This is a genomic window from Pseudomonas sp. P867, assembly GCF_019891455.1.
GTDB lineage: Bacteria > Pseudomonadota > Gammaproteobacteria > Pseudomonadales > Pseudomonadaceae > Aquipseudomonas > Aquipseudomonas synxantha_A.
Genome location: NZ_JAFLXB010000002.1, coordinates 453,443 through 473,831 on the forward strand (window position 1 = coordinate 453,443; position 20,389 = coordinate 473,831).

The 20,389-nt window shown below is 60.1% G+C and carries 21 protein-coding genes; 13 read left to right on the forward strand and 8 right to left on the reverse strand.

Features of this window, described 5'->3' with window-relative positions:
- The first annotated feature begins 127 nt into the window (after positions 1 to 127).
- The 3 genes from uvrD to J1G33_RS05575 all read left to right on the forward strand — a co-directional run bounded on the left by uvrD (position 128) and on the right by J1G33_RS05575 (position 3,997).
- Complete coding sequence (uvrD, locus tag J1G33_RS05565; RefSeq protein WP_032878654.1) at positions 128 to 2,311, forward strand: DNA helicase II; 2,184 nt, start codon at positions 128 to 130, stop codon at positions 2,309 to 2,311.
- A 273-nt stretch (positions 2,312 to 2,584) separates the two neighbouring features.
- Positions 2,585 to 3,454: a Tim44 domain-containing protein gene (locus J1G33_RS05570; RefSeq protein ID WP_032878653.1), complete on the forward strand. Its 870-nt coding sequence runs from the start codon at positions 2,585 to 2,587 to the stop codon at positions 3,452 to 3,454.
- A 135-nt stretch (positions 3,455 to 3,589) separates the two neighbouring features.
- Complete coding sequence (locus tag J1G33_RS05575; RefSeq protein ID WP_032878652.1) at positions 3,590 to 3,997, forward strand: SMI1/KNR4 family protein; 408 nt, start codon at positions 3,590 to 3,592, stop codon at positions 3,995 to 3,997.
- Between the two features lie 16 nt (positions 3,998 to 4,013).
- On the opposite strand, the gene J1G33_RS05580 is transcribed toward J1G33_RS05575, so the two are convergent.
- Entirely contained in the window at positions 4,014 to 5,777 is a 1,764-nt protein-coding gene (locus J1G33_RS05580) for a cation:proton antiporter (RefSeq protein ID WP_223017793.1), read from the reverse strand.
- 292 nt (positions 5,778 to 6,069) lie between these two features.
- Here J1G33_RS05580 and J1G33_RS05585 point away from each other — a divergent pair, with 292 nt between their 5' ends.
- Positions 6,070 to 6,555 (forward strand): acyl-CoA thioesterase, encoded by a 486-nt coding sequence (locus tag J1G33_RS05585; protein ID WP_003195747.1) that lies wholly within the window; start codon positions 6,070 to 6,072, stop codon positions 6,553 to 6,555.
- 26 nt (positions 6,556 to 6,581) lie between these two features.
- On the opposite strand, the gene pdxY is transcribed toward J1G33_RS05585, so the two are convergent.
- The gene (gene pdxY / locus J1G33_RS05590; RefSeq protein ID WP_032878650.1) at positions 6,582 to 7,454 is read right to left on the reverse strand and encodes a pyridoxal kinase PdxY; all 873 of its coding nucleotides are present in this window, start codon (positions 7,452 to 7,454) and stop codon (positions 6,582 to 6,584) included.
- 117 nt (positions 7,455 to 7,571) lie between these two features.
- Here pdxY and J1G33_RS05595 point away from each other — a divergent pair, with 117 nt between their 5' ends.
- Positions 7,572 to 7,967, forward strand: a complete 396-nt coding sequence (locus J1G33_RS05595) for a DUF3301 domain-containing protein (protein WP_005792570.1) — start codon at positions 7,572 to 7,574, stop codon at positions 7,965 to 7,967.
- On the opposite strand, the gene J1G33_RS05600 is transcribed toward J1G33_RS05595, so the two are convergent.
- Genes J1G33_RS05600 through dksA form a run of 4 tightly spaced genes read right to left on the reverse strand, consistent with a single transcriptional unit; the run spans position 7,961 to position 11,249 of the window.
- The gene (locus J1G33_RS05600) at positions 7,961 to 8,923 is read right to left on the reverse strand and encodes a CobW-like GTP-binding protein (protein ID WP_103734118.1); all 963 of its coding nucleotides are present in this window, start codon (positions 8,921 to 8,923) and stop codon (positions 7,961 to 7,963) included. The two genes, J1G33_RS05595 and J1G33_RS05600, sit on opposite strands and share 7 nt — an antisense overlap.
- A 44-nt stretch (positions 8,924 to 8,967) precedes the next feature.
- The gene (locus tag J1G33_RS05605) at positions 8,968 to 9,612 is read right to left on the reverse strand and encodes a DUF1826 domain-containing protein (RefSeq protein ID WP_032878648.1); all 645 of its coding nucleotides are present in this window, start codon (positions 9,610 to 9,612) and stop codon (positions 8,968 to 8,970) included.
- A complete protein-coding gene (gene zigA, locus J1G33_RS05610) occupies positions 9,612 to 10,817 on the reverse strand; it encodes a zinc metallochaperone GTPase ZigA (protein ID WP_005792573.1) in 1,206 nt (401 codons plus the stop codon). The genes J1G33_RS05605 and zigA overlap by 1 nt, the downstream gene beginning before the upstream one ends.
- 27 nt (positions 10,818 to 10,844) lie before the next feature.
- Complete coding sequence (gene dksA / locus J1G33_RS05615; protein ID WP_148853769.1) at positions 10,845 to 11,249, reverse strand: RNA polymerase-binding protein DksA; 405 nt, start codon at positions 11,247 to 11,249, stop codon at positions 10,845 to 10,847.
- A gap of 126 nt (positions 11,250 to 11,375) precedes the next feature.
- Between dksA and J1G33_RS05620 the strand changes: the two genes are divergently transcribed.
- Positions 11,376 to 11,744: a hypothetical protein gene (locus tag J1G33_RS05620; protein ID WP_032803757.1), complete on the forward strand. Its 369-nt coding sequence runs from the start codon at positions 11,376 to 11,378 to the stop codon at positions 11,742 to 11,744.
- Here J1G33_RS05620 and J1G33_RS05625 read toward each other — a convergent pair.
- Positions 11,741 to 12,952, reverse strand: a complete 1,212-nt coding sequence (locus J1G33_RS05625; RefSeq protein WP_223017794.1) for an N-acetylmuramoyl-L-alanine amidase — start codon at positions 12,950 to 12,952, stop codon at positions 11,741 to 11,743. The two genes, J1G33_RS05620 and J1G33_RS05625, sit on opposite strands and share 4 nt — an antisense overlap.
- Positions 12,953 to 13,080: 128 nt before the next feature.
- Here J1G33_RS05625 and folE2 point away from each other — a divergent pair, with 128 nt between their 5' ends.
- From folE2 to J1G33_RS05655, 6 genes are read left to right on the forward strand one after another with little or no spacing between them, the layout of a single operon-like run.
- The gene (folE2, locus tag J1G33_RS05630; RefSeq protein ID WP_223017795.1) at positions 13,081 to 13,971 is read left to right on the forward strand and encodes a GTP cyclohydrolase FolE2; all 891 of its coding nucleotides are present in this window, start codon (positions 13,081 to 13,083) and stop codon (positions 13,969 to 13,971) included.
- Positions 13,968 to 14,636 (forward strand): ATP-binding cassette domain-containing protein, encoded by a 669-nt coding sequence (locus J1G33_RS05635; protein ID WP_032878643.1) that lies wholly within the window; start codon positions 13,968 to 13,970, stop codon positions 14,634 to 14,636. Before folE2 ends, J1G33_RS05635 begins: the two co-directional genes overlap by 4 nt.
- Entirely contained in the window at positions 14,636 to 15,502 is an 867-nt protein-coding gene (locus tag J1G33_RS05640) for a metal ABC transporter permease (protein ID WP_223017796.1), read from the forward strand. The genes J1G33_RS05635 and J1G33_RS05640 overlap by 1 nt, the downstream gene beginning before the upstream one ends.
- A gap of 11 nt (positions 15,503 to 15,513) precedes the next feature.
- A complete protein-coding gene (locus J1G33_RS05645) occupies positions 15,514 to 16,392 on the forward strand; it encodes a metal ABC transporter substrate-binding protein (RefSeq protein WP_223017797.1) in 879 nt (292 codons plus the stop codon).
- Positions 16,389 to 16,949: a DapH/DapD/GlmU-related protein gene (locus J1G33_RS05650; protein ID WP_005792581.1), complete on the forward strand. Its 561-nt coding sequence runs from the start codon at positions 16,389 to 16,391 to the stop codon at positions 16,947 to 16,949. The genes J1G33_RS05645 and J1G33_RS05650 overlap by 4 nt, the downstream gene beginning before the upstream one ends.
- A 3-nt stretch (positions 16,950 to 16,952) precedes the next feature.
- The gene (locus J1G33_RS05655) at positions 16,953 to 18,290 is read left to right on the forward strand and encodes a dihydroorotase (protein ID WP_078822676.1); all 1,338 of its coding nucleotides are present in this window, start codon (positions 16,953 to 16,955) and stop codon (positions 18,288 to 18,290) included.
- Here the strand turns inward: J1G33_RS05655 and J1G33_RS05660 are convergent.
- A complete protein-coding gene (locus tag J1G33_RS05660) occupies positions 18,287 to 18,808 on the reverse strand; it encodes a DUF3617 domain-containing protein (protein WP_005792583.1) in 522 nt (173 codons plus the stop codon). The two genes, J1G33_RS05655 and J1G33_RS05660, sit on opposite strands and share 4 nt — an antisense overlap.
- A 130-nt stretch (positions 18,809 to 18,938) precedes the next feature.
- On the opposite strand from J1G33_RS05660, the gene cls reads away from it, so the two are divergent.
- Positions 18,939 to 20,378 (forward strand): cardiolipin synthase, encoded by a 1,440-nt coding sequence (gene cls / locus J1G33_RS05665; protein ID WP_005792584.1) that lies wholly within the window; start codon positions 18,939 to 18,941, stop codon positions 20,376 to 20,378.
- Positions 20,379 to 20,389 lie beyond the last annotated feature (11 nt).

The window sequence follows — 20,389 nt, forward strand, 5'->3', positions numbered from 1 at the left end:
GGCCCATGACCAACCGGTCATCCCGCACGACAGAATTTTTGCCCGCTGGGTGGTGTGCGAAGTGTTTTGCGTCGACCACCGGGCATTGGGATTTGCCCGAGCCCCTTTAGGCCCATAGAATGCGTCGATGCGCGATGATCTCTCTCTTTTGCTGAACTCCCTCAACGATGCCCAACGCCAGGCCGTAGCGGCCCCCGTTGGCCGTCAGTTGGTCCTGGCCGGTGCTGGCTCCGGTAAAACCCGAGTGCTGGTGCACCGTATCGCCTGGTTGATCCAGGTCGAAAACGCGTCCCCGCATTCCATCCTGTCGGTGACCTTCACCAACAAGGCCGCTGCCGAGATGCGCCATCGCATCGAGCAGTTGATGGGCATCAGCCCGGCCGGCATGTGGGTGGGTACCTTCCACGGCCTGGCGCACCGCCTGTTGCGAGCCCATTGGCAGGAAGCGGGGCTGAGCCAGACCTTCCAGATCCTCGACAGCGATGACCAGCAACGCCTGGTCAAACGGGTGATCCGCGAACTGGGCCTGGATGAACAACGCTGGCCGGCGCGTCAGGCCCAGTGGTTTATCAACGGCCAGAAAGACGAGGGCCTGCGCCCGCAACATATCCAGGCCAGCGGCGACCTGTTCCTGGCCACCATGCGCAGCATTTATGAAGCCTACGAGGCGGCCTGCGTACGCGCCGGCGTGATCGACTTCTCCGAACTGTTACTGCGCGCGCTGGACCTGTGGCGTGACAACCCCGGTTTGCTGGCCCATTACCAGAAGCGCTTCCGCCACATCCTGGTGGACGAGTTCCAGGACACCAACGCCGTGCAGTACGCCTGGTTGCGCCTGCTGGCCAAGGGCGGCGACAGCCTCATGGTGGTGGGTGATGACGACCAGTCGATCTACGGCTGGCGCGGCGCGAAAATCGAGAATATCTATCAGTATTCCGAGGACTTCCCGGACGCGGTGACCATCCGTCTGGAGCAGAACTACCGCTCCACCGCCGGGATCCTCAAGGCCGCCAACGCCTTGATCGCCAACAACACCGGGCGCCTGGGCAAAGAGCTGTGGACCGATGGCGGCGAAGGCGAAGCGATCAACCTGTATGCCGCGTTCAACGAACACGATGAAGCACGCTACGTGGTGGAAACCATCGAAAGCGCGCTGAAAACCGGGCTGGCCCGTAGCGATATCGCGATTCTGTACCGCTCCAACGCCCAATCGCGGGTGCTGGAAGAAGCCTTGCTGCGCGAGCGTATCCCGTACCGCATCTACGGCGGCCAGCGTTTCTTCGAACGTGCCGAAATCAAGAACGCCATGGCCTACCTGCGCTTGCTCGAAGGCCGTGGTAACGACGCGGCGCTGGAGCGGGTGATCAATATCCCGGCCCGCGGCATTGGCGAGAAAACCGTTGAAGCGATCCGCGACCATGCACGCCATGCCGATGTGTCGATGTGGGAAGCCATGCGTTTGCTCATCGCCAACAAAGGCTTGACCGGCCGTGCGGCCGGGGCGCTGGGTGTGTTTGTCGAGCTGATCGAGAACCTGGCCGCCAAGTGCGCAGAAATGCCCCTGCACCTGATGACCCAGACCGTGATCGAGCAGTCCGGCCTGATCGCCTACCACGAGGCGGAAAAAGGCGAGAAAGGCCAGGCCCGGGTAGAAAACCTTGAGGAACTGGTCAGCGCTGCCCGCGCCTTTGAAAACACCGAGGAAGATGAAGAGCTGACGCCGCTCGCCGCCTTCCTGGGTCATGCATCACTGGAAGCCGGCGATACCCAGGCCGATGAGCATGAAGACAGCATCCAGTTGATGACCTTGCACAGCGCCAAGGGCCTGGAATTCCCCTATGTGTTCCTGGTGGGCATGGAAGAAGGCCTGTTCCCCCACAAGATGAGCCTGGAAGAGCCCGGCCGCCTTGAAGAAGAGCGCCGCCTGGCCTACGTGGGCATTACCCGGGCAATGCAGAACCTGGTGATGACCTACGCGGAGACCCGGCGCCTGTATGGCAGCGAGACCTACAACAAGGTGTCGCGTTTCGTACGTGAAGTGCCGAAAGGCTTGATCCAGGAAGTGCGCCTGTCCAACAGCGTCAGTCGCCCGTTCGGGGGCGGCCAGCAGCAGAACTCCAGCACTATGTTTGCCGGTTCCGAGATTCCTGAAACCCCGTTCAGCCTTGGCCAGCAGGTCAAACATGCGATCTTCGGCGAAGGTGTGATCCTCAATTTCGAAGGCGCCGGTGCACAGGCCCGGGTGCAGGTGAACTTCGCCGAAGGCAGCAAGTGGCTGATGATGGGTTACGCGAAGCTCGAAGCGGTCTGAAGCGAGCTGTTTGTGGCGAGGCAGCTCGCCCGTTTTTTGGGGCTGCTGCGAAGCCCAGCGGGAGCAAGCTCCCTCGCCACAAGAAACACTGCGTAACATGAAGATTATTGGCCCACCCTTGTTTTAGAAGAGCACGGGCCAATATCTGTAGTTAGTCCTACAGACCCTTCGGATTTGGTCTTACGCAAAAGCCCGAAACATTATGCCGCTAGCCACTGCCACGACACCTGTGCAACATGGCGCGCGTGCAATCCACAAATGGGAATTCCCTTTATGAAACGTTTTCTTAGCATCGCCATGGCGTTGTGCATCGGCTTGACGATGAGCCTGGACGCCAACGCCAAACGCTTCGGTGGCGGCAAAAGCTCTGGCGCAGCGCCGACTCACCAAACCAGTCAAATGGCTCCCTCCGCCGGTGCCGGCGGTGCTGCCGCAACTGCGGGTGCAGCCGGTGCGGCTGGCGCTGCTGCCAAGGCCGGTGGTGCTTCGCGCTGGTTGGGCCCTCTGGCCGGTATCGCCGCCGGTGGCCTGCTCGCGTCCATGTTCATGGGCGGCGGCTTCCAGGGCATGCAGATCTTCGACATCCTGATCCTGGCCGTCATCGCTTTTGTGATCTTCCGCTTTATCGCTGCCCGTCGCCGCAAGCAGCAGGAGCACCTTGCTCCAGCCGGCGCGCCGATGCAGCGTGAAGTGTTCGAGCAGAAGCCAGCCATGGGTTCGATCTTCGGTGGTTCGGCAGCACCTGCCGCCGCCCGTCCGGTGATCAATGCTCCGGCCTGGTTCAACGAAGAGCGTTTCGTCGAAGCGGCCCGCAGCCACTTCCAGTCCCTGCAACAGCACTGGGACGCTAACGAAATGGACAAGATTGCCGAGTTCGTGACTCCGCAACTGCTGGAGTTCCTCAAGCGCGAACGCGCCGAGATCGGCGATGCGTTCCAGTCGACCTACATCGACGACCTGCGCGTACAGCTTGAAGGTGTGGATGATCGTGCCGACAAGACTATCGCCACCCTGACCTTCAGCGGCGTGTCGAAGTCGTCGCGTTTCGACCAGGGCGAAGTGTTCAGCGAAAGCTGGAACATGGAACGTGCTCAGGGCGAGAACCAGCCATGGCTGGTCGCCGGTATCCGCCAGAACAGCTGATACTCACGCGTTTGAGCAAGCGGTAACAAAAACCCCGGACATGTCCGGGGTTTTCTATTTCACGGTTGCACTTATAGCGAGCTACTGTATAAAACGCCCCTATAAACCGCGCCATCTAGCAAGAGGATCCCGGCCGTGGAAGAAATCATCGAACAATTGCGTGAAGCCAACGAACCGGTCCCGGTTCCTTTGGAGCTGCCTGACGAAGACCAACTGGTGGAAGTTGAAGAACAGCTGTTCATCAATATTCCGTTCGTCTTTAAGGAATTCCTGCTGACCGTCAGTGATGTGGTGTACGGCAGCTTGGAGCCAGTGACCATTACTGACCCGGGCTCCCATACCTACCTGCCTGAAGTGGCTGCAAACGCCTGGGACCTTGGTGTACCTCGTGAGCTGATCCCAATCTGCCAAGACGGTGACGACTACTACTGCGTCGAAGAAGACGGCACCGTGGTGCTGTGGTCTGGCGAAGAAGAAATCGTCACCGAAGAATCCTGGGAATCGGTGTGGCACTGGGCGCGGGACGTCTGGCTGGAAAGCTGAGTCCCACACCCAACCTTTAGTGCTCCGGCGTATCCTTGTGGTTATCTAATGTTTCCAACAAGGCCACCTGCATCCGCGTATGCACCCGGATAAACCAGCGCCAGAGCACCGCAGCCACTGCCGCCGTGACCACGGCGATCAGCACCAGCAACTTGTTGGTCGGCAGAATGCTGGCCGACAAGGCTGCCAGTAGCAGGAAGATCACCAGCAGCGAGAGCAGCGGAATCAGCTCCGCGATCACCCTTCGCACACGCTGGGTATGCCGCCCGGCCATCTCCGGCTTCACACTCATCTCGGCCAGCAACATCGACAGCGCCTTGAGCTTGCGATACGCCGCAATCAGGAACGGCAGCGACAACAGCAGCGCCCCGCCCCAGATCAACGCCTTCTGCCAGCTCTGATCACTGATCCAGCCTTCCAGATACCCGCCGATGCGCGCCGCGAAAAAACTGCCGGCGAAGAAGATCGCGATCACCAGTGCCAGATTCACCCCGACTTGCAGGATGATCTTGCGGATCATCGACGCCAGCATTGCACCCTCGCCCTGGGGCTGGATGCTGCGCAGCCATTCGCCATACAGTCCGAATACCCGGCTCATGCGCTTGGGCATTACCGCTGTGATCTTCAACGACAGCGGGTCAGCCCCGCGAATCAGGTAGGGGGTGAGCAAGGTCGTGATTGCCGAAACAGCCACGGCCACCGGGTACAGGAAGTCGCTGGTCACCTGCAAAGTCATCCCCAGCGCTGCGATGATGAAAGAAAATTCGCCAATCTGTGACAGCCCCATACCGACCCGCAACGAAGTACGACCATCATTGCCAGCGATAAAAGCGCCCAGGCCACAGGAGAGCATTTTGCCCAGTACCACAGCCACGGTGATCACGGCGATCGGCCACGCGTATTGCAGCATGATCTGCGGGTCGATCATCAAGCCAATTGCCACAAAGAAGATCGCGCTGAACATGTCGCGAACGGGTTCGATCAAGCGCTCAATCTTAATCAACTGACGGGATTCAGCCATGATCGCGCCAATCAGGAAGGCGCCGAGCACCATGCTGTACTCCAGCTTCACCACCAGCAGGCAGAAGCCGAAACACAGGCCCAATACGGTGATCAGCAGCATTTCGTTGCTTTCAAACTTGGCTACGTAGGCCAGCAGGCGCGGCACCAGCAAAATGCCGATCACCAGCGCGACGATCATGAACAGTGAGAGTTTGCCGACCGTGGAGAACACTTCGCCTGAGCTGACCGTGCCACTGACGGCGATGCTCGACAGCAGGGCAATGATGCCGATGCCCAGGATGTCCTCGACGATCAATACCCCGAAAATCAGCTGGGCGAAACGCTGGTCTTTCATCTTCAGGTCATTGAGGGCCTTGACGATGATGGTGGTCGAGGAGATCGCCAGGATCGCGCCGAGGAACAGCGAGTCCATGGTGCTCCAGTCGAACCAGCGGCCAATCTCATAGCCGATCCAGATCATCAGGACGATTTCCAGGAAGGCCGCGATAAACGCCGTGGCGCCCACCTTGAACAGCTTGCGCAGGCTGAACTCCAGGCCCAGGCAGAACATCAGGAAAATCACCCCTAGCTCAGCCAGGGTCTTGATCGTGTCTTCATCGTGGATCAGGCCAAACGGCGGGGTATGCGGCCCGATAATAAAGCCAGCGACGATGTAGCCGAGCACCACCGGCTGCTTGAGGCGGTGAAACAGGATGGTCACAACCCCTGCCACCAGCATGATCACGGCCAGGTCCTGGATAAAGCTGATGGCGTGCATGGCGAGGGACTCCTTGAGGTACCAGCGCTTTTCCCACTTCCGGCCGCCTTTGTACGGTCGCAAAGAGCGGAAGGAAAAGTCTGCCTTGATCGTAAGAAATGCCCTGAGATGGGCTTTTGAAGGTTAACACCGCGACTTCTGCTGAAAAGCCGGTGCAATATATGGAAACAGATCGATGCACGCGTGACGGCAAGCTGCCCACCAGCGTCCCGTTAGGGATGGCGCTGCAAAGACTCCAGCACCCGCAGAGGTGCCCTCCCCCCAACCAATGCCTACAACCCGTGAGTGTGCTATGGAACCCGGAAACGCCCAGCTGTCGATGACGGTACTGATGACCCCTGACATGGCCAACTTCTCAGGCAATGTCCACGGCGGCACGCTGCTCAAGTACCTCGACGAAGTGGCCTACGCCTGCGCCAGCCGTTATGCCGGTCGTTATGTGGTCACGCTGTCGGTGGACCAGGTGATTTTTCGCGAACCGATCCATGTCGGTGAACTGGTGACTTTCCTCGCGTCGGTCAACTACACCGGCAATACGTCGATGGAAGTGGGCATCAAGGTGGTGACCGAGAACATCCGTGAACGCTCGGTGCGCCATACCAACAGCTGTTTCTTTACCATGGTGGCCGTGGACGACCAGCGCAAACCTGCCGCCGTGCCGCCGCTGCAACCGCAGAACAGCGAGGACAAACGCCGCTTTGTGCAGGCCCAGCAGCGTCGGCAGATTCGTCAGGAGCTGGAAAAGCGTTACCGGGAGATCAAAGCCGACGCGCCGTAATTTGTAAACCCACGGGCTCCCTGTGCTTACAAACTGATCGGTGTGGCTTCGAAGCGCACACGAGGGTGGGCAATACGGTCCTGGGCCCGCACCAGTTCCAGTTCATAACTGGCGCAGGCCTGGGTCTCCAGTAGCACTTCATGCACCGCTGCGGCGGTGAATTCAAAGGCTGCCACCAGGCTATCGCCCAACAGCACCCGCGCCAGGAACAGGCCCGACGTCAGGTCGCCCACGCCCACCGGCTGACGCGGGAACGCCAGCAGTGGCCGACGCAAGTGCCAACTGCCCTCAGCCGTCACCAACAGCATTTCAAAACCTTCCGGCAGTTTGCCTGGGTAATCCAGGTGCTTGACCAGCACCGCTTTGGGCCCGCGGGCCAGCAACGCCTTGGCCATGGCCAGGCAATCAAACAGCGATTGCGGCTTGCGCCCGGCAAAGCTGTCCAGTTCCAGTTGGTTGGGGCACAGGAAATCTGCCATGGCCGCAGCCTCATCGAGCAGGAAATCGCTGACCTCCTGGGGCACGATGCAACCCTTTTCCGGGTGGCCCATCACCGGGTCGCACAGGTACAGCGCCTTCGGATTGATCGCTTTGATACGGGCCACGCCGCTAAGGATTGCACGGCCCTGATCGGCGCTGCCCAGGTAGCCGGACAGCACCGCGTCACAGTTGCCCAGCTCACCAATCGCGGCAATGCCTTCTACCAGGGCCGGAATTTGCTGCGGCGCCAACACTTCGCCCGCCCACTGTCCATACTGAGTGTGGTTGGAGAACTGCACCGTATTGAGCGGCCAGACATTCACTCCCACACGCTGCATGGGGAACACGGCGGCGCTGTTTCCGGCGTGGCCAAAGACCACATGAGACTGGATCGCAAGCAGATGAGGTGTGCGTTTCATGCGGGAGATTTCCGTAAAGCCGTTGAAATTCTGGCCGCGCAGTATGCGACTAAACGCAGCCTGTACGACAGACCGGCGACGCAGTTAAGCTGCTCTCACTTTGTTGGAGTTCATGGAATGCTGACCCTGGGAAACATCTTCGTGCTGATGCTGCTGGCGACTGGCGCCGCCTGGGTTTGGCACAACCACGGCCTGCGTGAGCGGGCGCTGGAGCGGGTCAAGCAGCATTGCGCCAAGCTTGATATCGAATTGCTCGATGGTGCGGTTGCGCTCAAACGCATTGGTTTCGTCAAGGATGCCAATGGCCGGCGGCGCCTGGCACGCGTCTATAATTTCGAATTCACCGTGACCGGGGAGACCCGCCATGCCGGGACGATCACCCAATTCGGCGCCCACAGTGCGCAGATCGAACTGGCACCCTACCCGTTCGAAGCCAAGGAACCACTGCCTAGCGCCGAAGTGATCGAATTGAGCCAATGGCGCCAGGACCACGCCACCAAGAACCGTCAGTAGCGGCAGGCTGCCAGCGCCGCCTGCAATGCGGCCACGTCCCGTGGTTCGCTGAAGATCAATTCGATACGTGAATCCCGTCGCCATTCGCTAGGTTGCCAGGTTAAAACGCTGTTATCCACAGCGTTGGCCGAGACCCAGTCTTCGCCGCTGTGGATAACCAGTTTGGCACGATGCCAGTCGAGGCTTGATAGCCAGCGATGCAGACGGCTGACATCAAATTGCTGGCTGGGGTGCCATCGCCAGCCGATACTCCACCCCCCCTCCTGGCCCTGGCTCAAACAGATGGGCAAGGCAGGATCGCTCCAGATGGCCGGCATTTGCGCGAGGCCTTCAGGCGCCGCCAAGTTATCCACAGCCGCTTGGGCCTGCGCATTCAAGCCCGGCAACTGGTCGATTGGCAGCTGAGCCTGGCGTGTCCAGTAAATCGCGCAATCGGGTAACTGCCGTTCAATCGCCTGACGCTGCGCGGCATTCAGGGCCTCATCCTTGTTCAACACCAGCAGGCCAGCACTTGCCAGCGCCGCTTGCTGTGCCTGCGGCAAGGGCTTGCCTGCTGCCAACGCCTGGGCATCCAGCACCAGCACGCTGGGCTGCACGGCCAGCACGTCTTGCCATGGCGCTTCCCGCAGTTGTTTGAGCAACTGCGCGGGATGACCCAAACCTGAAGGTTCGATAAACAGCCGATCCGGTTTGGCCTTACGCAGCAAACGGCCCAGGCCTACCTGGAACGGTGCACCATTCACACAGCACAGGCAGCCACCCGCTACCTCGCCCAAGGCGACGCCGTCAGCGTCTTGAGTCAGCAAGGCAGCGTCCAGGCCGATCTGGCCAAATTCGTTGATTAGCACCGCCCAACGCTCGTTGGCCGGGCGCTGAGCGAGCAGGTGCTTGATCAGGCTGGTCTTGCCGGCGCCCAATGGGCCGGCAATCACATGGGTGGGTATGTTCTGCAACATTGGAAACATCATTCTGGCCGTGTAGAGCGTTTGATCCTACGCGGTTATGCCAGCCAATCCAGCGTCAGGATCAACCGGCGCTCATCGGCCTTGAGCGCTGGCGAACGATGGATCAGGCCATGCCCTTCGTTACCGTGCCATTTGGTGCCCTTGAGCAGCGCCACCTCACCGCAGTGGATCTGCTCGATACGCTCGGTAGGTTCGGCGTCCGCCTGGCTCAGTTTGCGGCGATCCATCACACCTTCGCGCAACCATTGGCTGCCGATACCGGCATAGGTGGTGATCAGCCGAACCGGCACATGATCAACGTGAAAACGCGGGCACATGGCCTTGTCCAACAGCCGCAAACGTACGCCAATACGCTTGGCGCCGAGCAGGCAGGCAAATGCACTGACCAGCCATGACACATCGGCGATAAAACCTTCGTAACCCTCAAGATCGCGACAACTGGATGCCAGGCCCTGCAAGTTCGGCACAGCGTCCTCGTTGTCGAGCTCAATCACCAGGGATTCGGCGAGCGGCTCATTGAGCGCCACCAGCAAGGCGCCGAACTCGGCGATATGCAGGGGCAACTGACGTTGCCACAGCGCCAGGTTGACGCCATCTTCGAGGATATCGGACAGTGCCAACGGAGTTTGCCCACACGTCTGGCGGATCACGGGGCGCAGGGGGATAACCGGGGCCAGCATCAGGCGACCTGCTCATACCAAGGGCCGAAAGGATCAGGCAGCTGGCGCCAACCTTCGACACCCAGGGCCATTTCTTCATCATTGAGCAAGCAGGCATCCAGTTCCGCACGCATCAGGTTGAAGTCGATGTTTTGCCCGATAAACACCAGCTCCTGGCGGCAGTCCCCCGTGCTCAGTTGCCAGTTGCCCATGATCGCCGCCACGCTTTCCTCGTCCTGGGGCCATTGGCTTTTGGGCACAAAGCGCCACCAGCGTCCGGCAAAGCCATGGCGCATCAAGCCACCAGCCTGGGACCAACTGCCGGCGTCCTGATGTTTGCTGGCCAACCAGAAGAAGCCCTTGGAGCGCAACAGTTTGCCGTTCACCCAAGGGCGATCGATAAAGTCAAAAAACCGCTGTGGATGGAAGGGGCGGCGCGCACGGTAAGCGGTGGAGGCAATACCGTATTCTTCGGTTTCCGGTACATGCTCACCGCGCAGCTCCTGCAACCAACCCGGCGCCTGGGCAGCGCGTTCGAAGTCGAAACGGCCGGTGTTGAGGATCTTGTGCAGCGCCACCTCGCCCATGACCATCGGGATGATTTCCGCCTGGGCGTTGAGGCGCTCGAGGATGGCCATCAATTCTTCACGCTCGCGGCTGCTGATCAGGTCGATTTTGCTGATCAGGATGACGTCGGCGAATTCGATCTGTTCGATCAACAGGTCAGTGATAGAGCGCTCATCTTCTTCACCCAGGGTTTCGCCGCGGGAAGCCAGGCTTTCGGCGGCCTGGTAGTCGAGCAGAAAGTTCATGCCATCGACCACGGTAACCATGGTGTCCAAGCGTGCAATGTCGGCCAGGCTTTGCTCGTTTTCATCGCGAAAGGTGAAGGTTTCGGCCACGGGCAGCGGCTCGGAGATACCGGTGGATTCGATCAGCAGATAATCGAAACGCCCTTCCTTGGCGAGCTTGGCGACTTCTTCCAGCAAGTCTTCACGCAAGGTGCAGCAGATGCAGCCGTTGCTCATCTCCACCAGTTTTTCTTCGGCACGATTGAGCGTGACGTCGCGCTGCACCTCGCTGCCGTCGATGTTGATTTCACTCATGTCGTTGACGATCACCGCCACCCGCAGGTTGTCGCGGTTGCGCAGGACATAGTTGAGCAGTGTGCTTTTACCGGCGCCGAGAAAGCCGGACAACACGGTCACGGGGAGACGATTGGGCATCAGGTATTCCTCATCAGGGTTGGCCGGTCAAACTGCCCGTTTATGGCGTTCGCGCAGCTCTTCACGTTCTTTGGCTTCGATACACAGGGTTGCGGTGGGGCGCAGCAGCAGGCGTTGCAGGCCGATGGGCTCGCCGGTTTCACGGCACCATCCGTATTCACCGCGGGCCAGCAGCTCCAGGGCATCGTCGATCTTGTCCAACAGCTTTTTTTCCCGCTCCAGTAGGCGCAACTGCCACTGGCGCTGCTCTTCAGCGCTGCCGATATCCGCCAGGTCGCTATTGGTTTCCTGCTCGCGCAGCGCCTGGAACTCAGCGTCGATACGCGCTTGCAGTTCATTGCGCTGAGCCAGCAGCAGCTCGCGGAAGAAGCGCTGTTGGGCTTCATTCATGTAGTCAGCAGCCGGTTGGGCCAGCAATTCTTGTTCGGTCATGGGAAACGGTTCACGGGTGGGGCTGTGCATTTATGTTATAGTATAACAATACAAATAAGCCAACTTCCCTTGCTCCTCACGACGAAGGGCGCAATGCTTGATCACTTTCGCCCCCCGAGAAACACGATGAGATACGTGCTGTGCGCCCTGCTATTGGCAACCGCAGGACCTGCCTGCGCCCAAGTCCCAAGCCCGTTGGCCAACTGCACCCGCAGCGCCACCCTGCTGGCTTGCGTGGACCCGCTGGGCAATGCCTACAGCGTGGCGACTGCGGGCAACATCACTTACCTGCGCGGTTTCGAAGTGATCGGCAAACGCTATTGGGCACAGACCAATAGCCGCTACGGGCAACTGACGTTCTTCACCGGGTTGGCATCGGATGGCGAGGCGTGGGTTGGCTACACACGTCGCGTGGGCTGGACCACCATCAACCGGTTTTCCAGTTCAGGCGGCGCCAGCGCCAAGTTCACCTGTAACCGAATGACCGGCTGTTAAGCCTGGGTTTTCTGCTGTTCCTGCACCCAAGCCATGTAACTGTTGATGGGCGGGTTCTTCTGGAAGTACTGTTTCAACCCTTCAAAAAGCCGATCCGCCACCGCTTGTTGATGACGCGCCGTCACCAGCCGCTGGGCGTCCCGTGCATTGGAGATAAACCCGGTCTCCACCAGGATCGAAGGCACGTCCGGTGACTTGAGCACCGCGAACCCTGCCTGTTCCACCCGCTTCTGATGCAGGCTGGTGATGCTTTGCAGGCTGCCCAATACCGCGCTGCCCAGTTGCAGGCTGGAGGCGATGGTGGCGTTCATGGACATGTCGAGGATTACTCCGGCCAGCATCGGGTCCTTGTCCTTCAAATTGAGTAACGTCGTGGCGCCCAAGAGGTCTGCGCCGTTCTCGCGCTGGGCCATGAACCGCGCCGTGGCAGAGGTGGCACCGCCTTGCGACAACGCATACACCGAAGCGCCCGATGCAGTAAGCCGTGGCGCGGCGTCGGCGTGCACCGAGATGAACATATCGGCCTTGTGCTTGCGGGCGATGTCCACGCGCTTGCGCAGCGGTACGAAGAAGTCGTCGTTGCGCACCAGCTTTACGGCAAAACCCTTTTCACGTTTCAAGCGTTTAGCCAGCAACTGGGCGATCGACAGCACCACATCTTTTTCGCGTTGGCCCTTGGAGCCGACGGCGCCCGGGTCTTTGCCGCCATGGCCGGGGTCAACCACCACAATGATGTCGCGTTTGGGATGCGCCTTGTCCGCCGGCACCACCAAGGGCGCGGGTTCAGCAGCGATTTGACGGGGCGCGCGCGTGGCGTTGGTCAGGTCCAGTACCAGGCGATGGCCTTGGCCATCCTGGGGCGGCAGCACAAAACTGTTGAGCTGCATCGGCGCGACCAAATCCAGGACGATACGCGTATCGCTCTTGCCGAAATGCCCGGAGCGGATCGAGGTAATCCCACTGTTCTTCAGCGCCAGTTGGGAAAAGTCGCCGCTGAGGCCGGCGCCACTCAAGTCGATGATCAGGCGGTCCGGCGACGTCAGGGAGAACGTCTTGTATTGCACCGGGCCGCTAAGGTCGAACACCAGCCGCAGCTTATCGTCCGAACGCCACAGCCGCGCATTGCGGATCTGCGTGGCGTAGGCCCCCAAAGGCAACGTGAACAAGGGGCTGACCAGCAGCAGGTTAAGGAGCTGACGTCTGTGCATGACATATACCGCAGATAAAGGAGCATCCCTACTCGACAGGACTGAACAAAGGCTGGGACAGAAATTTCATCGTGGCAGTTATTGTTATACTATAACATGACTAATCATTTCCAACGATGGACCTGCTCATGAATGCGCTGACTTTGCCGGATATCGCCGCGCAGGCTTCACGCCAAGCCTTGCCACTCGACTGGGTGGGCATGTGCGGCATTGCCCTACCTGTGTTGCTCGGCGGCCAACACCTGGCCGCTACCGCCGATGCGGGCGTAAGCCTGAACGACGGCACGGCCCGTGGCATTCATATGTCACGCCTCTACCTGGCGTTGGAAATGCTCGAACAGCAACCCCTTACATCTGCACTCTTGCGTAATGTACTGCAGCGTTTTCTAGACACACATGAAGATTTATCTAAGAACGCCTACCTGCGTATTCACACACATTTGTTGTTAAAACGCCCCGCGTTGGTCAGCCCTTTGGAGGGTTGGAAAAGCTATCCGGTCAGCATCGAAGCGCGTCTGGAAAATCAGATGTTCCACGTGGAACTAAAAATTGACGTTACTTATTCCTCAACCTGCCCTTGCTCCGCTGCCCTGGCCAGACAGCTGATTCAGCAGCAGTTTCTCGAAGATTTTGCCGACACTCCTCTGCAGCATGAAGACGTGTTGAGCTGGCTGGGCAGCGCCCACGGTATTGTGGCCACGCCCCATAGCCAACGCAGTACCGCGCAGTTAAACGTTCAGCTGCAGGGTGACGATCTGGCGATAGTCGACTTGATCAACGCTGCCGAAGCAGCTCTGGGCACTGCCGTACAAACCGCGGTGAAACGTGCGGATGAACAAGCGTTCGCCCTGGCTAACGGACAGAACCTCATGTTCTGCGAAGATGCCGCTCGCCGCTTGAACCTCGCCTTGAAGCGCTCGGATGCCGTCAAAGCCTTCCACCTCAAAGTGATCCACGCTGAAAGCCTGCACGCCCACGATGCGGTGGCTGAAAGCCGTTGGACGAGAGACTTTGCATGATTACCTGCCACGCTTTGCGCTGGGGCGCCCCCGGCCAACCACTGACGCCGGCGCTGAACCTGACGCTGGAAAAAGGTAGCCTCACAGGGATTATCGGCGCCAATGGCACCGGCAAGAGCAGCCTGGTCAAAGTGATCGCCGGGTTGCAAAAGCCGCTGACGGGCAAGGTGCGTGTCGATGTTCCACGTCGCGGCGGCTTGTCGTTCTTGCCCCAGCAACAGCACCTGGATCGTCAGTTTCCGATCAGTTTGCAAGAGTTGGTGGCTGCCGGCTTCTGGGGCACCCAGCTGAATTCACATGAACGCAACGAGCGCCTGCACGCCGTACTGGACGACTGGTGTCTCAGCGGTTTGGAACAGCGCCCGCTGATGGCGTTATCCGGTGGCGAACTGCAACGCGCCCTGCTCGCCCGTATGAGCCTGGCCGACTCCCCCATCCTGCTGCTCGACGAACCCCACGCCGCCCTCGACGAAGACGGCCAGGCACTGTGCTGGAAACACATCCATACCTGGCACAACCAAGGCCGCACGCTGGTGGTCGTCTGTCATGACTTGGCGTCCGTGCGTCACCACACCCAGCACGTGTTGCAGCTTAAAAACACCGGCTGCGTGTTCGGCCCCAGCAAAGAGCTGATCCGCCCGCAACCACAGATGCAGGTGGCCTGATGCACCTCACCGCTCACCTGTGGATGCCATTTCAGGATTTCGTGTTTATTCGCCGCGCACTGATCGGCGGGTTGGTGCTTGCATGTAGCACCGCCCCCTTGGGCGTGTTCCTGATCCTGCGACGCATGAGCCTGATCGGTGACGCCGTGGCTCACGGCATTCTGCCGGGCGCCGCACTGGGTTTCTGGTTCGCAGGGCTAAGCCTGCCCGCCCTGACCCTCGGCGGCCTCGGCGCAGGCCTGAGCATGGCCGGCCTGGCGGCGTGGATCACCCGCCGCACCGGCCTGCGCGAAGACGCCAGCCTCGCCGCCATCTACCCCATTTCGCTCGCGGCCGGTGTATTGATCCTGGGCATTGCCGGCAAACGCTTGGACCTGCTGCACCTGTTATTCGGCTCCGCCCTGGCCGTGGACGAAACCACACTGACCGGAATGCTCTGGGTGTCCAGCTTCAGCCTGATCGCCATGGCACTGATCTACAAACCCCTGCTGCTCGACACCCTTGACCCGCTGTTCCTGCAAACCGTCAGCCGCCTTGGCCCACTGGCCCACGGCCTGTTCCTGACCCTGGTGGTGCTGAACCTGGTGATCGGTTTTCAAGCCATCGGCGCACTGATGGTGGTGGGTTTGATGATGCTGCCGGCCATCGCTTCACGCTTCTGGAGCCGACGCCTGCCGGTGTTGATCGCGGTATCGGCGGTGCTGGGATGCCTGTCGGTGTGGCTGGGTTTGCTGCTGTCGTTCTACTACTCACTGCCCAGCGGCCCGGCGATCGTGTTGGTGGCGGGCGCTGGATATGTGTTGTCCGTGGTATTCGGTCCGGTGCATGGCTTATTGCGCCGCCCACCTTTGCCTACATCCTCATGAGGTGTTTCCCGATGCGCGCTCTTCTTGTGTTGTTCAGTCTATTGCTGCCGCTGTCGATGGCTCACGCCGCAGACAAACTCCAGGTAGTCACCAGCTTCAGTATTCTCGATGACATCACCCACCAGATCGGTGGCGACCATATTCAGATCAGCAACATGGTCGGCCCGGACGCCGATGCTCATACCTATGAACCCACACCGGATGACGCCAAAGCGCTGCTCAAGGCCAAGGTCATCATCAAGAACGGTCTAGGTTTCGAGCCGTGGCTGGATCGCCTGGTCACCAGCACTGAAACCACCGCTACGGTCGTCACCGCCAGCAAAGGCGTGATCTCGCACACCATGGAGGAAGACGGCGAGACCATTCCCGACCCACACGCCTGGCACAACCTGGCCAACGCCGAAATTTATGTGAGCAACATCACCAAGGCATTGGTGACCGCCGACCCTGCCAATAAAACCGACTACCTGCGCAACAGCCAGGCTTACCTTAAGCAAATCCACAGCCTGCTGGCTGAGGCCAAAGCCAAGTTCGCTGCACTGCCTTCAGGCAACCGCCGCATCGTCACCTCCCATGACGCCTTCGGCTATTTGGGCCAGGCGTATGGCATCCAATTCCTCGCGCCCCAGGGCTTGTCTACCGAGCGTGACCCGTCGGCCGCCGAAGTCGCCGCGCTGATCGCCCAGATCCGTAAAGACAAGGTCAAAGCCGTGTTTATCGAAAACATCAAGGACTCGCGCCTGCTCAAGCAGATTGCCGATGAAAGCGGCGCGCAGATAGGCGGCACGCTGTACTCCGACGCCCTCGCCGCTCAAGGCCCGGCCAGCACCTTTATCGGGCTGTTCGAATACAACCTGAACACCCTGTGCGCGGCGTTGAGCAAACCATGATCCGCAAAAACCCTTCAGGTGACCTGCCGGTAATTGCCGAGTCAGCCTACGTCGACAAGACCGCGATCATCTGCGGCAAGGTCATCATCGGCGAGAACGTCTTCGTCGGCCCGTACGCCGTGATCCGCGCCGACGAAGTCGATGCCAGCGGCGCCATGGACCCGATCACGATCGGCGCGAACTCCAATATCCAGGACGGCGTGGTGATCCACTCCAAGTCCGGCGCGGCGGTGACCATTGGCGAGTTCACCTCTATCGCCCACCGTTCCATCGTCCATGGCCCCTGCACAGTTGGCGACCGCGTGTTCATCGGCTTCAACAGCGTGCTGTTCAATTGCGCCGTCGGCGATGGCTGCGTGGTGCGCCACAACTCGGTGGTCGATGGCCGCGACCTGCCCGCGGCCTTCTACGTGCCCTCCACCACCCGCATCGGGCCTAACACCGACCTGTCGCAATTCCCGCCGGTGAGTGTCAGTGCCTCGGAGTTTTCCGAAGACGTGGCACGCACCAACGTCGACCTGGTGCGCGGCTACAAAGCCTTGCAAAACGAGTTCTGAACCATGAGTCGCCTGCTGATACGCAACGCCCGCCTGGTCAACGAGGGCCAGGTATTCGACGCCGACGTGCTGGTCGCCAATGGCCGTATCGAGAAGATTGCCGCCAGCATTGAAGGCGCTGACGAACCGGTGGAAATCGACGCCAAAGGCCAGTGGTTGCTGCCGGGAATGATCGATGACCAGGTGCATTTTCGCGAACCCGGCGCGCCAGACAAAGGCAGTTTCTACAGCGAATCCCGTGCCGCGGTGGCCGGCGGTATCACCAGCTTCATGGACATGCCCAACACCCAGCCAGCCACTTTGAACCTGCAAGCCTTGGCCGATAAGAAGCACCGTGCTGCGTTGCACTCAGTGGCCAACTACGGCTTTCACTTTGGCGTAAGCAACGACAATCTGGATATCGTCGCCGGCCTCGACCCCTGTGAAGTGGCTGGAGTCAAAGTGTTCATGGGCGCCTCCACCGGCAACATGCTGGTGGACGACCCACGTATTCTGGAACGTTTGTTTGCCGACGTGCCGACCATTCTGCTCGCGCACTGCGAACACACTCCGAGCATCCTGGCCAACGAGCAACGCTTGCGCGAGCGCTTTGGCGAGCGCATTCCCGCTGTCGCTCATCCACTGATCCGCGACGCCGAAGCGTGTTATCGCTCGTCATCGTATGCCGTGGAACTGGCCCAGCGCCATGGCACGCGACTGCACGTGCTGCACCTGACCAGCGCCCGTGAACTCGCGCTGTTCGAAGACAAGCCCCTGGCCGAAAAACACATCACCGCCGAGGTCTGCCTGCATCATCTGCTGTTCGACGACCGCGACTATCACCGCCTCGGCCACCAGATCAAATGCAACCCGGCCATCAAGACACGCGCCGACCGCGACGCGCTGCGCCTGGCGTTATTAAGTGATCGTCTGGATGTGATTGGCACTGACCATGCGCCGCATACCTGGGCGCAAAAACAATTGGGCTATCGTGAAGCACCCTCGGGTTTGCCCCTGGTGCAGCACGCCCTGCCGGCACTATTGGAGTTGGTGGCCGACGGGCATTTGCCTCTGACCACACTGGTGGCGAAAACCAGTCATCGTGTGGCCGACCTGTTTGCCATTCCTGATCGCGGTTACCTGCGTGAAGGCTATTGGGCCGATCTGGTGTTGATCAAACCTGAGCCTCAGGGCAAACCGGTCAGCAGCCAACCGATTCTCGCCCGTTGCGGCTGGACTCCCTTTGCAGAGCGCAGCTTTCGTCACAGCGTGAGCACCACGCTGGTGTCCGGCCACCTGGCCTGGCACAACGGCCAGGTGGTCGACAGTTGCCAGGGCTTGCCCCTGCATTTTCTGCGTTAAGCGCGGGGTTTGACCGTACCGCAATCGTTGCCCAGCCACTGAGCGTGGCTGTCCAGGCTGCCCTTCTGCTGGATGCCGGTGGCATTGAACGTACCGTTGACGGTGGTGGTGAATTCCTTCTGGCTTTGGAAGGTCGCTACACCCGTGCCCTGGGCTTTGGGGCAGCTGAAACGGAACTTCCATTGGTTGCCGGTCTTGTCAGTCACTTCCTGCTTGCAGCCCGATTGCGGGTCGGTCAGCGGGATGGAATCGGTGGCAACCTGGGCTGGGGTCAGGCACACCTGCACACCCTTACCGGCCATGTTGATGCCTTGCTTTTCGAGCATGGCGCGCTGTTCAGGAGTCATTTGTTGCTTGAGCTGACCGAGGATCAGCGACAGGTCCGGCAGGTCCTGGTTATCGACTTTCATATTACTGGTGGTCAATTCCCACAAGCCCGGCGCCAGCATCTGCGCCTGCGCCGCCACCGGCAGCGACAAACCAACAACCATGGCCAAACCAAGCAGACGAGCATTCATCGGGTAACTCCTGGGTAATTGTCGGCGTTAGACGTCGTAAAGCGGCCAGTGTTGCACGGCAAATAAAATAGCGACATTCGCAGCGGTTCATGGTCTGTTACGCACTGGACTGCCTGGAGTTACGTCGTTCATGGATTTCTTTGGCCCGCACCTGCTCGCCTACTTCATTGCCACGCTGCACGTTCTCGGGAGCCTCGCCGCAATTCACGCGGTACTGACTGTCCGCACCGCCCAAGGCTCGATCGCCTGGGCCTTGTCGCTGATGTTCATGCCTTACCTGACGCTGATCCCTTACCTGATCTTCGGCCGCAGCACCTTCGACGCGTACATCCAGGCCCGTCGCCAGGCCAACCAGGAAATGCACACGGCGATCGCCGAACTGAATTGGCGCCCGTGGGTAGAGGAAGCGCTCGCGGCGCGCAACTCCAGTGCCTATGCCTCTCTGCGAGCCATGCCCAAGCTCGGGCGCATGCCGTGCCTGGCCAATAATGAAGTGCGCCTGTTGATCAATGGCGAGGCTACTTTTGGCGCGATTTTCGAGGCGATTCGCAACGCCAGAACCGCCGTGCTGTTCCAGTTTTTCATCATCCATGACGATGAGCTTGGCCGCCAATTGCAGGTGCTATTGAAGGAAAAGGCCGCCCAGGGCGTCGACATTTACGTGCTGTACGACCGCATCGGCAGCCACGCCCTGCCCCATCGCTACGTACAATCGCTGCGCGACGCCGGGGTGCAGGTCAAGGCGTTCGCCACCCGCAGCGGCTGGCTCAATCGTTTCCAGGTCAACTTCCGTAACCATCGCAAGATCGTGGTGGTGGACGGTATCACCGGCTTTGTCGGCGGGCACAATGTGGGCGATGAGTACTTGGGCAAAAAACCGCCGCTGGCGCCATGGCGCGATACCCATGTACAGGTCACCGGCCCAGTGGTGGCCTGCCTTCAGGAGTCGTTTGCCGAAGACTGGTTCTGGGCGGCGCGGCAACTACCGCCACTGATCCTGCCGGATGCCTACCCCGAAGACGGCGTGCTCTGCCAACTGCTCGCCAGTGGCCCGGCAGACCCCTATGAAACCTGCTCGCTGTTTTTCGTCGAGGCCATCCACGCCGCGACCGAGCGGGTATGGATTACCAGCCCGTACTTCGTCCCCGACGAAGCCGTATTCGCCGCACTGCGCCTGGCGGTATTGCGCGGGGTGGACGTGCGCCTGTTGCTGCCATCGCGGCCCGACCACCGCATCGTATATGCCGCCTCCAGCCTTTACGCCATCGAAGCCGTGCGCGCAGGTGTGCGGGTGTTCCGCTACAAGCCCGGGTTTCTGCATCAGAAGGTGGTGTTGGTAGACAGCGAAATCAGCGCCATTGGCAGCGCCAACATGGACAACCGTTCGTTCCGACTGAATTTCGAAGTGATGTTGCTGACAGTGGATGAGGCTTTCGCCAGCCAGGTTGAACACATGCTGCTGGACGATTTTGCCCTGTCCCATGAAGTCAGTCAGGAAGAAAGCCGCGAGACGCGACGCCTGCAACAGTTGGGGATGCGGGTGGCGCGCTTGATCTCACCGATTCTCTAACAGACAACGCA